Source organism: uncultured Alcanivorax sp., assembly GCF_947258575.1.
Taxonomy (GTDB): Bacteria; Pseudomonadota; Gammaproteobacteria; order Pseudomonadales; family Alcanivoracaceae; genus Alcanivorax.
Genome location: NZ_CAMYIV010000010.1, coordinates 26,735 through 38,908, shown reverse-complemented (window position 1 = coordinate 38,908; position 12,174 = coordinate 26,735). Strand labels below are relative to the sequence as shown.

General features: G+C 60.0%; 14 protein-coding genes. 7 read left to right on the top strand and 7 right to left on the bottom strand.

From position 1 onward, the window contains the following. Positions 1-12 precede the first annotated feature (12 nt). The 5 genes from Q0Y02_RS09980 to pilG are packed head-to-tail and all read right to left on the bottom strand — an operon-like array spanning position 13 to position 4,355. Positions 13-891 (bottom strand): protein-glutamate O-methyltransferase CheR, encoded by an 879-nt coding sequence (locus tag Q0Y02_RS09980; protein ID WP_297767471.1) that lies wholly within the window; start codon positions 889-891, stop codon positions 13-15. A gap of 31 nt (positions 892-922) precedes the next feature. Further along, positions 923-2,947 (bottom strand): methyl-accepting chemotaxis protein, encoded by a 2,025-nt coding sequence (locus tag Q0Y02_RS09975; protein ID WP_297767468.1) that lies wholly within the window; start codon positions 2,945-2,947, stop codon positions 923-925. A gap of 59 nt (positions 2,948-3,006) precedes the next feature. Beyond that, positions 3,007-3,555 (bottom strand): chemotaxis protein CheW, encoded by a 549-nt coding sequence (locus Q0Y02_RS09970; protein ID WP_290511741.1) that lies wholly within the window; start codon positions 3,553-3,555, stop codon positions 3,007-3,009. 15 nt (positions 3,556-3,570) lie between these two features. Further along, entirely contained in the window at positions 3,571-3,939 is a 369-nt protein-coding gene (pilH, locus tag Q0Y02_RS09965) for a twitching motility response regulator PilH (protein WP_035245814.1), read from the bottom strand. 32 nt (positions 3,940-3,971) lie between these two features. Further along, positions 3,972-4,355, bottom strand: a complete 384-nt coding sequence (gene pilG, locus Q0Y02_RS09960) for a twitching motility response regulator PilG (RefSeq protein ID WP_007148837.1) — start codon at positions 4,353-4,355, stop codon at positions 3,972-3,974. Between the two features lie 244 nt (positions 4,356-4,599). On the opposite strand from pilG, the gene gshB reads away from it, so the two are divergent. The 4 genes from gshB (at position 4,600) to ruvX (ending at position 7,809) form a co-directional block, all read left to right on the top strand. Next, positions 4,600-5,553, top strand: a complete 954-nt coding sequence (gene gshB, locus Q0Y02_RS09955; RefSeq protein ID WP_297767461.1) for a glutathione synthase — start codon at positions 4,600-4,602, stop codon at positions 5,551-5,553. 64 nt (positions 5,554-5,617) lie between these two features. Continuing rightward, entirely contained in the window at positions 5,618-6,493 is an 876-nt protein-coding gene (locus tag Q0Y02_RS09950) for a TonB family protein (RefSeq protein ID WP_297767458.1), read from the top strand. 178 nt (positions 6,494-6,671) lie between these two features. Continuing rightward, complete coding sequence (locus Q0Y02_RS09945; protein ID WP_297767455.1) at positions 6,672-7,232, top strand: YqgE/AlgH family protein; 561 nt, start codon at positions 6,672-6,674, stop codon at positions 7,230-7,232. Positions 7,233-7,404: 172 nt separating this feature from the next. Further along, positions 7,405-7,809, top strand: coding sequence for a Holliday junction resolvase RuvX (gene ruvX, locus Q0Y02_RS09940; protein ID WP_366516914.1), 405 nt, complete (start codon positions 7,405-7,407; stop codon positions 7,807-7,809). A 42-nt stretch (positions 7,810-7,851) separates the two neighbouring features. Here ruvX and Q0Y02_RS09935 read toward each other — a convergent pair whose 3' ends face one another. Together Q0Y02_RS09935 and Q0Y02_RS09930 are read right to left on the bottom strand one after the other, a co-directional pair. Further along, positions 7,852-8,442 carry a YceI family protein gene (locus Q0Y02_RS09935; RefSeq protein WP_297767452.1) on the bottom strand — a complete coding sequence of 197 codons (591 nt, stop codon included), beginning with the start codon at positions 8,440-8,442 and terminating at the stop codon, positions 7,852-7,854. 31 nt (positions 8,443-8,473) lie between these two features. Beyond that, complete coding sequence (locus tag Q0Y02_RS09930; protein WP_297767449.1) at positions 8,474-9,046, bottom strand: cytochrome b; 573 nt, start codon at positions 9,044-9,046, stop codon at positions 8,474-8,476. A gap of 258 nt (positions 9,047-9,304) precedes the next feature. Here Q0Y02_RS09930 and pyrR point away from each other — a divergent pair, with 258 nt between their 5' ends. Genes pyrR through Q0Y02_RS09915 form a run of 3 tightly spaced genes read left to right on the top strand, consistent with a single transcriptional unit; the run spans position 9,305 to position 12,121 of the window. Then, a complete protein-coding gene (gene pyrR, locus Q0Y02_RS09925; RefSeq protein ID WP_297767446.1) occupies positions 9,305-9,832 on the top strand; it encodes a bifunctional pyr operon transcriptional regulator/uracil phosphoribosyltransferase PyrR in 528 nt (175 codons plus the stop codon). Positions 9,833-9,834: 2 nt separating this feature from the next. Next, the gene (locus tag Q0Y02_RS09920; protein WP_297767442.1) at positions 9,835-10,848 is read left to right on the top strand and encodes an aspartate carbamoyltransferase catalytic subunit; all 1,014 of its coding nucleotides are present in this window, start codon (positions 9,835-9,837) and stop codon (positions 10,846-10,848) included. Continuing rightward, entirely contained in the window at positions 10,817-12,121 is a 1,305-nt protein-coding gene (locus Q0Y02_RS09915; RefSeq protein ID WP_297767439.1) for a dihydroorotase, read from the top strand. Before Q0Y02_RS09920 ends, Q0Y02_RS09915 begins: the two co-directional genes overlap by 32 nt. Positions 12,122-12,174 lie beyond the last annotated feature (53 nt).

Below are 12,174 nucleotides of genomic sequence, written 5' to 3'. Positions count from 1 at the left end.
TATCTACAGCGCTTATCGACAGCGCCGGAAGGCCAGCGTATCGGCGAAATGTATGCGTTCCAGATCCGGATGTTGCCAGTCGGTCACTTCCCCGGGGCCGAGCACCAGAATGCCACCGGGCGCGAGCCGTTCCGCCAGCCGGTTGACGATCTGGCGTTTCCGCCAGCGGCGGAAGTAGATCAGCATGTTCTGGCAGAAAATCAGATCCATGTCGTTCATTGGCGCGGTGCTCAGATCCAGCACGTTGAGCCGGGCAAAGCAGATGCGCTCGCGCAATACCGGCGCTACGGCCAGGGTCTGCTCATTGCCGCTGGGCTGAAAATATTTTTCCCGCAGTAGCGGGTCCACCTGCAATACCCGGCGTGCCGGGTATTCGCCTTTGCGGGCCTTGGCCAGGGTGGGCAGGCTGATGTCGGTGGCGGTGATGCCGTAGAACAGTTTGCGGTCGCCGCCGTTGAGCTGCTCATTGATCATCATGGCGAGGGAATAGGCTTCCTCGCCGGTGGAGCACCCCACGCTCCACACATCCAGGCTGGCGCCGTCGGGCTGCTCGGCCTTGAAGCGCTGTACGAATTCCTCCACCAGGGCATAGGAGCTCGGGTGGCGGAAGAAACTGGTTTCCTGCACGGTGAGCCGGTCTACCAGTACCGACCATTCCATGGCCCGGGATTCGGTGGAGCCCACCATCAGGTGTTCGTAATAGGTGTCGTAATCCTCGATGCCCAGCTCGCGCATGCGAATGCTCAAGCTGGTTTCGAGGAAGGTCTTGCGCTCGTTGGACAGGGTCATGCCGGTGCGTTCTTCCAGCAACGCCTGCCATAGCTGGAACTGCTCCGCATCCATGGCGGGCGTGCTTTTGATGGACCAGCGGTCTGTCACTGCAGCACCCATAGCATCACTCCTTTAGCCGGCGCGAGCCGGATCAGGAGTGCTCCGGCAGGCGGAAGCCGGCAACAGAGTTACGCATCTCCTGCGCCATCTCGGCCAGGTTACCAATGGACCGCGCAGTGGCGGTGGTACCGGCGGAGGTCTGCGAGGTAATTTCCTGGATCACGTTCATGGTGTTGGAGATGTGACCCGCAGACGCTGCCTGCTGGCGCGCCGCGTTGGAAATGTTCTGGATCAGGTCCGCCAGGGTTTTCGATACGTTCTCAATTTCTTCCAGTGCCACACCAGCGTCCTGCGCCAGGCGGGCCCCTTTTACCACCTCGGCGGTGGTGGCTTCCATGGAGATTACCGCTTCGTTGGTATCGGTCTGAATGGTCTTAACCAGGGTTTCAATCTGTTTGGTCGCGGCGGCGGAACGTTCCGCCAGGCGCTGTACTTCATCCGCTACCACCGCGAAGCCGCGGCCCGCTTCACCGGCCATGGACGCCTGAATGGCGGCGTTCAAGGCGAGGATGTTGGTCTGGTCGGCAATGTCGTTAATCAGGGATACGATGTCGCCAATTTCCTGGGAGGATTCACCCAGACGCTTGATCCGCTTGGAGGTTTCCTGGATCTGTTCGCGAATGGTGTCCATGCCGTGGATGGTGGCCTGTACCACTTCGGCGCCCTTGTTGGCGATGGCTACCGCCCGTTCCGCTACCGCTGCCGATTCGGCGGCGTTGGCGGATACCTGGTCAATGGACACTGCCATTTCGTTCACAGCGGCGGAAGCGCCGGCAATTTCCTGGGCCTGGTGCTCGGAGGCTTCGGCCAGATGCATCGCCGTGGACTGGGTTTCCTGGGCCGCGGAGGCCACCTGTACCGCCGAGTTGTTGATCGTCTGTACCAGGCTGCGCAGCTGGTCAATGGAGTAGTTGATGGAGTCAGCGATGGCACCGGTGAAGTCCTCGGTTACCGTCGCCTGTACGGTCAGGTCACCGTCCGCCAGGTCGCCCAGTTCGTCGAGCAGTCGCAGAATCGCCGCCTGGTTACGCTGGTTCTCGCTTTCCAGTTCGTCCTTCAGCGTTGCTGCCTGACGGTTACGCTGGGCCATGATCAGGAAGAACAGCAGCACCGCGATGGCAGCAGACAGGCCACCCAGGGTCACCGACGGGAAGAAGGTGTTGGTGGAGCCTTCAAACTGGTTGTTCAGGCTGCTGGATTCCTGCAGCAGATCCTGGGAACGACGGAAGATGGTGTCGGCCGCGTTACGTACCTGGAACAGTTCGGGAGCGGTTTCCAGGATTTCATCCACGGACTGGTTAACGAATTCGTCGAACAGGTCGGCAATCTCGGCCAGGTAATCGAGGGCATCCGGGTCGTTGACCTGGTCAATGCCCATGGCTTCGTCGCCTTCAATCATGCCGTTCATGACCCGGCCGAACAGGCTGGCATCACGACCAAAGGCATCCGCCGCGATCACCGCGCCGTCACCACCTTCCAGCACTTTGGAAATGGAGCTGAGGATCCGTTCGGCCAGCAGGGACTGGCGTTGGGCAAAGGCGATCTGATCCGGCTCGGCGCCGGTGGCAACCAGAATGTCCACTACGCCTTCATATTCAGCCTGCAGGGAAGGAATGGTCTGGGCCAGGGTGTCTGCCACTTCGTGCAGATCCAGAACCGTGTCTTCCCCGCGCAGGATGATGCCCGCATTGCTGTTCACTTCGGACCACAGACTATCCAGGCGTTCTTTCACCTCGGCGTTGTCGACCGGTTCATCCTTTACCTGATCCCAGGCGGACTGAAAGCCCTGCTGGGATTTGGCCAGCAATTCGAAGGCGTCGGCGTTACCGGCGGCGGCTTCCAGGGAGTTTTTGGCGATCTGCTGGGAGATAACCCGCATCTCAGAGGCCAGGGTAATATTCTCCTGGGCCTGGTTCGCCGTGGTCGCGGAGAGCAGGAAGTTCACCACCGCCAGGACGATAAAGACGGCAAGGCCGATGTACAGCGCGATATTCAGCGTGCTGCCTTCCGCGCCCCCCCGCAATTTGTCAAAGATTGCTCCCGAATTGAACTTCATAGTCTGGCTCCTGGCCTGGCGTTCGCTCTTCTTATGTACCCCAAATGCTTATATGCAGCTCAGCCGGTGCGGGCGACCTGCATAAAGCGCGGATCCTCTGCCAGCCGGGTCAGGCTGAACACGGACCAGTACTCCCCGTCCCGCCGGTAGGCGCCGCGCACAAAAGGTGTGACGCTGGCATCGCTGACCGGCAGTGATTCCACAAATTCATCAATGGGGAAATGTTGCATCCCCAGTACCTCGTCCACCGTCATGCCGGTGTAGAGGTCGTCCTGGTCCAGTACCAGCAACCGTCGGCGCTTTTCCTGGACCGGCGAACTCTTTTCCAGAAAGCCACTGAGATCCATCACGGTCATCAGCCGGCCCCGGACATTGGCCACGCCCTTCATCCAGCTGCGTGCGCCGGGAATGCGGGTGTAGGCCGGCACCGAGAGGATTTCGGAAACCTCATCCAGCGGTGCCACGTATTTCTTGCCATCCATCACAAAGCCCACACCGCTCCAGTAGCTGACCGCATCCTGCTGCATGGGCAGGTCTTTGGCCTGCTCGCGGCAGCGACGGTTGTAGTCGGCCAGTTGGATATAGGCGGCGGAAGCAGTTGCGCTCATCAGGGGCTCCGAATATCAGCCGTCGGCCAGCATGCGCTCGACGGTTTGCAGGAGCACATCCTCGTCCACCGGTTTGGTCAGGTAGTCCTTGGCGCCCTGGCGTTTGCCCCAGACACGGTCGGTTTCCTGATCCTTGGTGGTTACGATGACAATGGGAATGTGCGCGGTATCGGCGCCCTTGGTGAGCTGGCGGGTGGCCTGGAAGCCGTTAAGGCCAGGCATTACCACATCCATCAGTACCAGTTCGGGCAGCTCGGAGCGGGCCATGGCGACGCCATCGGCCCCGTTGGCGGCCTCGAGTACCTCGTGGCCGTGCTTTTCGAGAATCTCCCGCAACTTGTAGGTTTCGGTGGGAGAGTCATCCACAATCAGAATACGTGCCATCTTATCCTCTTCTGGCTCAGCGACGCTGTCGCTTAACCGTTGATATGCTGTCGAATCGCGCCGAGAAGCTCGTCCTTGGAAAACGGCTTGGTCAGATACTCGTCGGACCCCACTATCCGCCCCTTGGCCTTGTCGAAAAGGCCGTCCTTGGACGACAGCATGATCACCGGGGTGGCCTTGAAGGCACTGTTGTTCTTGATCAGGGCGCAGGTCTGATACCCGTCAAGTCGCGGCATCATGATGTCGACGAAGATGATATTGGGTTTGCTGTCGGCGATTTTGGCCAAGGCATCGAAGCCATCGGTGGCGGTGATCACTTCACAACCTGCTTTCTTCAACAAGGTTTCAGCGGTGCGACGGATGGTTTTGGAATCGTCGATCACCATTACCTTGAGGTCTTGGAAATTGTCAGTCATGGAAACTGCCTTTAACCGTGAACCGTTGTTGGCCGCAACTTATTGTAATTTTTGGCCTTTCTAGTAATTCGATGGGCGGGGTGTGTAGCGATACAAGCCCAAGCGAAGTTTTTAACACAGATTCTACAATCAATCTATAAGACCCTATGAAACTTGAGAAAATGCCCCGCGTATCCCTGCATAGCGGTGGGCTGTCAGCGCTGCTAACATTGCCCGGCCTGTTGCCGATGTCTGTGGAGACTCCATGAGCTTGCGTATTGGTGTGGTGATGGACCCCATCGCCAAAATCAAACCCTGGAAAGACAGCACCTTCGCCATGCTGCTGGAAGCGCAACGACGTGGCTGGTCATTGCTCTACATGGAGCCGGCAGATCTGTACGTGCGAGATGGTCGCACCTTTGCGGCCACCCGGACACTGTCCGTCACCGACAATAACGACGATTGGTACCGTCTGGCCGACGCCGTGAATTACGATCTGGCCGATCTGGATATTATCCTGATGCGCCAGGACCCGCCGTTCAATGCGGAGTACATCTACGCCACCTACCTGTTGGAAAAGGTGGAGCGCGAAGGCGTGCTGGTGGTGAACCGGCCCGGCAGTGTCCGCGACAGTAACGAAAAGCTGTTCGCCACCGACTTCCCGCACTGCTGTGCGCCGACCCTGGTGTCCAGCCAGTCCGGGCTGCTGCGCGATTTTGTACAGGAGTTCGGTGACACTGTGATGAAGCCGCTGGATGGCATGGGCGGCAGCAATATCTTCCGGGTGCGCAAGGACAGCCCGAATATTTCGGTGGTGATCGAGGTGCTGACCCAGCATGGCAAGACGCCGATCATGGCCCAGCGCTTCGTGCCGGAGATCACCGAGGGTGACAAGCGCATCCTGATGATCAACGGCGAGCCGGTGCCCTATGCGCTGGCACGGATCCCCAAGGAAGGCGAGCTGCGCGGCAATCTGGCCGCCGGAGGCACCGGACAGGGCCGTGAGCTGAGCGACCGCGACCGCTGGATCTGTGAGCAGGTGGGCCCCACCCTCAAGCGCAAGGGGCTGTATTTTGTGGGCCTGGACGTGATCGGTGATTATCTCACCGAGATCAACGTGACCAGCCCCACCTGCATCCGTGAGCTGGACGCGATCTTCGACATCAACATCGCCGGCCAGCTGTTCGACATGTTGCTGGAGTTGCGGCAGCCGTCATAGACGATGAGTACGGTCCGGGGCACACTCTCCGGCCGTTTTAAGGCAGTAACAAAAAGAAGAAACCATGGCAGCCAATTCACCCGTCAGCGCTTCAGATCGCCTCACCTTTACGGTCTTTCTGGCGTTGGCGTTCCACGGCATTCTTATCTTCGGGGTCAGCTTTGCCCCCGAGAAGCAGCGTGCCGCCCCGCATACTCTGGAAGTCACCCTGTCCCAGCATCGCAGCGATGATGAGCCGGATGAGGCGGATTTTATCGCCCAGAGCAACCAGCAGGGTTCCGGTGACCTGGCCGAAAAGCAGGAGCTGACCACCACCGAGCAGGTGGATTTCGCCGACAACAAGCTGGACAAGGTGCAGCTCAAGGAAAAGACCACCCGTGAGCGCCGTGACCGCCAGTCCCAGTTGCTGGTTATCACCACCGCCCGTACCAGCGATCACCAAATCAAGGCGGAGGAGCAGGAAAAAACCGATCCCAAGCCGCTCAAGGTCGCCAAGCAGGAGAACCTGCAGGATCTGAGCCGCGAGATCGCCAGCCTGCAGGCCCGTCTGGATGCCCAGAAACAGGCCTACGCCAAGCGCCCGCGTATCCGTCGCCTGACTTCCGTTTCTGCCAAGGCCCATTACGAAGCCCAGTACATCGACAATTTCCGTCGCGAGGTGGAGGCCATGGGCACCCGCAACTTCCCGTCCCGGGCGCTGAACAGCAATACCTTCGGTGCGGTGCGACTGGTGGTGGCGATCCAGAAGAATGGCCAGCTCAAGGAAGTACGCCTGCTGAAATCCTCCGGCCACAAGTTCCTGGACCAGGCCGCCATCCAGAGCGTACGCCTCGCGGCGCCCTTCGATGCCTTCACCGCGGAGATGCGCAAGAACATGGATGTGCTGGAAATCATCCGCACCTGGAAGTTCGACAAGAACCAGCGGGTGTCTTCGAAGTAATAGCTGCAAGCCTCAAGCTACAAGCGGCAAGGCGCGGATTGGGGTGTTGCCGGCCTTAAACCAGTGCCCGCGCACCATTTCCGGTGAACGCGGGCATGGCATCAACGGCAGCCATCGGCATATCTCGCGTTGCAGCTTGAAGCTTGCAGCTCTCTCTCCTGCCCCGGATACTGTCCCCATGGACAACACAAGCCTCAAACACCAGTTGCTGGTGGCCATGCCGCAGATGGCTGACCCCAACTTTGAACATTCCGTCACCTATATCGTCGAGTACAGCAGCGAGGGGGCCATGGGCCTGACCCTCAATCGCCCGGTGCAGATCAGTCTGGGCGATATTCTCAGCGACATGGACATCGAGATTGAAGTCCCTCCGTCAGAGCGCCATCGGGTGGTGGCAGGTGGACCGATTCAGCAAGAGGCGGGGTTTGTCCTGCATGCGGCGTCGACTCATTGGCAATCCAGCGTGCCGCTCAGCGATGGCCTGATGCTGACCACCAGCCGCGATATCCTGGAAGCCATTGCCATCGGCGAAGGGCCGGAGCAATCGTTAATCTGCCTGGGCTATGCCGGCTGGGATGCCGGTCAACTGGAGCAGGAGCTGGTGGAAAACACCTGGCTCAGCACCCCGGCCAGCCGTGAGCTGGTTCTCGATACCCCCTTCGAACAAACCTGGCAAGCCGCCGCTGCCCGTATCGGCGTGGACATGAGTCTGATTGCGACGCAGGCGGGACACAGTTGAAACCAGTTAATAGTGAATAGTTAACAGTGAACAGTTACGCGGGTTGGGTTTTGGGTTGCTTTAATGATGTTCGCCGCAGCCATGGCTTGTGCGCGGCGGTCAGCCTTGCGGGAACAGGGGCGCAAGATCGCGTAACTGTTAACTATTCACTATTAACTGTTCACTGCCCCTCATGATTCTCGCCTTCGACTACGGCACACAAAAAATCGGCGTGGCCAGCGGCAACAGTCTGCTGGGCACTGCCACGCCCCTGAAAGCCCTGCCCTGCAAGAATACCCAGCCCAACTGGGATGATATCGCGGTCTTGCTCAAGGAGTGGGAACCGGAAGCGCTGGTGGTGGGGTTGCCGTTGAACATGGATGGTAGTGAAAGCGAGTCCACGGCACGGGCGAAGAAGTTTGCGGGCCGACTGAAAGGCCGGTTTGGCATGAAGGTGTGGCTGGTGGATGAGCGCTTGAGTACTCGTGAAGCGCGCGAGCGTACGGGTATTCGTCAGGCGGATAGCCGGGTGGATTCCATGGCGGCGGTGATCATTGCCGAAGGGTTTTTGAGTGAGGGTGGTGAAGCGCTGCCATAAAAAACGCCAGCGTAAAAGCTGGCGTTTTTGGTTTTTGAGGGCTTACTGCCTTACCCCTTCCACGGAAATAATAATATCCACGGTTTCCGATGCCGGGCCCAGGTCATAGGTGATGCCGAAGTCTGCCAGCTTCAGGGTAGTGGAGGCTTCCAGACCCATGCGGTAGCCGCCCCAGGGATCATCGCCGTAGCCGAGCAGTTTGGCGTCCAGGGTGACCGGCTTGGTGACGCCGTGCAGGGTAAAATCGCCGGTGATTTTTGCGGTTTTTTCGCCGGTCTTTTCAATCTTGGTGCTCTTGAAGGTGGCGGTGGGATACTCGTCTACTTCAAGGAAGTCATCACCGCGCAGGTGCTTGTCGCGCTCGGCGTGATTGCTGTCCAGGCTGGCGACCTGGATGGTGGCCTGCACGCTGCTGTTTTCCGGGTTGTCCGCGTCCACGGTGAAGCTGCCGTCGAAGTCGTTGAAGCGGCCGTACAACCAGCTGTAGCCCAGGTGGGAAATCTTGAACATGACAAACTGGTGGGCGCCCTTTTTATCAAACGCATAGGTGCCGCCGGGTTTGTCGGCGAAGGCCATGCTGCTGAGCAGCAATGCCAGGGCGGGAATGGTGATCTTCTTTGCTAGCGTCAACATAAGCATCGAACTCCGTTTGGGTTAAAGGTTGTCAGGAAAGGTTGTCAGGGTCACGGGGCGCCATGCCCAGCATGCGGCGCAGGGTGTCGTCCCGATCAAGCAAATGGTGTTTGAGTGCGGCCAGGGCGTGCACGCCGGCGAGGATGATGATCGCCCAGGTGGCGATCTCGTGGATGTTGCCGGCGGTATCTTCCAGGCCCTTTTGGTCGCCGGTTATAGAGGGCACGGCAAACCAGTTGAACACATCGATGGCGGAGCCGTCGGCGCTGGTGATCAGATAGCCGCTGATCATGGCGGTGAACAGCAACAGATACAGGGCCCAGTGGGTCAGGTGGGCGCTGATTCTTTCCCAGGGTTGGTGGGTGGGCAGGGCTTTTGGTGGCGGAGAAACCAGCCGCCACAGCAGTCGCACGCTCATCAGCACAAACAGTAGGATGCCCACGCTGCGATGCAGGTGCGGCGCGCTGCGGTACCAGTCGTGGTAGTAGGTCAGGTCGACCATATAAAGACCCAGCGCAAACATGCCCACCACCGTCATGGCCACCAGCCAATGCAGGGCGATGGTGATGACGCCGAACCGTTGTGAGTCGTTGCGCAGTTGCATCCTTGTACCCTATCCGATCTTCCTGATGATTGGAGTGTTCGCCACTAGCCGGGTTCCGCCCTTTACAAAACTTACCGTCGCTGGCGATGATTTTGCCATCCTCTCTTTGGCGGGATGTTACTGCCACCCCAAAAAACTGAACGGTTTGATCGCCTGGCCTGAAGGTTTGTCGGGCCCTGGCCTTTATTCTTTCCCCGGCAGGCGCCATGCTTGCAGGGCGAACGTCGGATATCGCCATACACAAAGCAGGAGAGCCCCTTGAGCTGGGACGAGCAACAACTACAAACACATCTGGAAACCATGGCCAGAGCCATCACCGAACAATACGGTGAGTCGGCGCCGTTGCTGGTGGGAATCGAGTCCGGCGGCGCCTGGGTGGCCCAGGCATTGAACGAGAAGCTGGCCAGGCCGTTACCGATGGGCACCCTGAACCCGGCGTTCTACCGGGATGACTTCGATACCCGGGGGCTGAAAAGTACCGTGTCTCCCTCAAAGCTTCCCCTGGAGGTGGACGGTCAGCATATTCTGCTGGTGGACGATGTGCTGATGACCGGCCGCACCATCCGTGCCGCCATGAACGAACTATTCGATTTCGGTCGTCCGGCGTCGATTGCCCTGGTGGTGTTATTCGATATTGGCCACCGGCAATTGCCAATTCGTGCCGATATCTGTGGTGAAACTTTGGCATTGCCCCCCCATCAGCGGGTAGAATTACGCGGGCCCTCTCCGTTGGTTGCCGAGATTCGCAATCTGGTGGTTGAGGATGAAACAGAGACAAGGTCTTAAGAATGACGCCGACGCTTGCGCCATCCTCCCGCGTACAACTTACCGAAGACGGTAAGCTTCGCCATTTTCTGACTACCGAGCACCTGCCCCGCTCTCTACTGGAAGACATTCTGGATACCGCCGCCAGCTTCGTGGACGTGGGTGGCCGGTCGATCAAGAAGGTACCGCTGCTGCGTGGCAAGACAGTGGTTAACCTGTTCTTCGAATCCAGCACCCGTACTCGCAGTACCTTCGAGCTGGCTGCCCAGCGACTGAGCGCCGACGTGCTCAACCTGGATATCGCCAAATCCGCTACCAGCAAGGGTGAAACCCTGCTCGATACCCTGCGGAACCTGGAGGCCATGGCCGCGGACATGTTCGTGGTGCGTCATCAGGATTCCGGCGCCCCCTTCTTTATCGCCAACGAAGTGACCCCCAATGTGGCGGTGATCAATGCCGGTGACGGGCGCCATGCCCACCCCACCCAGGCCATGCTCGACATGTACACCATCCGCCACTACAAGGGCGGCTTCGAGGGCCTGAAAGTGGCCATCGTCGGTGACATCCTGCACTCGCGGGTGGCGCGCTCCCAGATCCATGCCCTGAATATCCTCGGTGCTGACGAAGTGCGCCTGATCGGTCCGAAGACCCTGTTGCCGGTCGATGCAGAGTCGCTGGGTGCGACGGTGTTCACCGACATGGCCCTGGGCCTGAAAGACGTGGATGTGGTGATCATGCTGCGCCTGCAGAAGGAGCGCATGGATTCCGCCCTGCTGCCCAGTGAGGGGGAGTTCTTCCGCCTCTACGGGCTCAACAACGACAAGCTGCAACTGGCCAAACCGGATGCCATTGTCATGCATCCCGGGCCCATCAACCGGGGCGTGGAAATCGCCTCGGAAGTGGCCGACGGCCCCCGTTCGGTGATTCTCAACCAGGTGACCTTCGGTATTGCGGTGCGCATGGCGGTCATGTCCATGGCCATCAGCGGCCAGGAAAGCAGCGCCCATGGCCGCACGGGAGGTGAGCGTGGCCAGTAAGAAAGCCAATATCCTGATTCGCAAGGGCCGGGTTATCGATCCGGCCAGTGGCCGTGACGAAATTGCCGACCTGTTGATCGAAAACGGTCGTCTGGTGCGCATCGGCGCCAGCCTGGATGCGCCCGGCGCAGATATCATGGAAGCAGAAGGCCACTGGGTGCTGCCCGGGCTGGTGGATGCCTGTGTGCACCTGTCTTTGCCGGGCAGCGGCCGCAGCGGCGATATCGCCAGTGAAACCCGCGCCGCCGCCGCCGGTGGCATTACCCATCTGGTGGCCCAGCCGGATTGCGGCCCGGTGGATTCCACCGCCGTGGTGCGGCTGATTCGTGAGCAGGCCGGCCAGGCCGGGTTTGCTCGCATCATGCCGATTGCCGCCATGACCCAGGGTCTGGCAGGGGATCAGTTGGCGGAAATGTCCACCCTGGCCAGGGCGGGCTGTATTGCGGTGGGTAATGCGGGTCGCAAGGTGGCCAGTGCCCTGGTGCTGAAGCGGTCCCTGGAGTATGCCTCCACCTTTGATTTGCCGGTGATGTTCCGCCCCCAGGATTCGGCCCTGAGTGCGGGCGGCTGTGCCCACGAAGGAGCCGTGGCCACCCGCCTGGGGCTGCCGGGCATTCCGGCGGTGGCGGAAAGTGTCGACCTGTCTCGGGACCTGCTGCTGGTGGAAGCCACCGGCGTGCGCGCCCATTTTCAGCAGATTTCCAGCGCCGACTCCCTGCGCCTGCTGCGTGCGGCCAAGCGTCGCGGTCTGCCGGTGACGGCGGACGTGAGCATCCAGCACCTGCTGCTGGATGAGTCAGCCCTGGAAGGCTTCAACAGCCACTGTCATGTGATTCCGCCCCTGCGCAGTGCGGCCGATCGCGAGGCGCTGCTGGAGGCGGTGGCCGACGGCACTATCGATGCCATCTGCTCCCAGCACACCCCCATCGGCTCCTCCAGCAAGGCGGCCCCCTTCCCGGCCACCAAGCCGGGCATGGCCGGGGTGGATACCCTGCTCGGCTTGGTGCTGCAACTGGTAAACGACGGCAAGCTGGAATTGCCCCGCGCCCTGGATGCCATCACCGCCGCCCCGGCCCGCTGCCTGGGGCTGCAGGCCGGCCAGCTGGAAACCGGGCGTCCGGCCAGCCTCTGTGTGCTGGATGCCGACGCCGATAAAGACTACGCCGAACACTGGCTATCCGCCGGCAACAACTCCCCCTGGCGACGTGCAGTGCTCAAGGGCAATGTGAAGTTGACCGTGTGTCAGGGGAAGGTGAGTTGGCTGACGGATTGATTCAGTGAACAGTTAACAGTGAAGAGTTAACAGTTCGCGGGATGGGTTCTGTG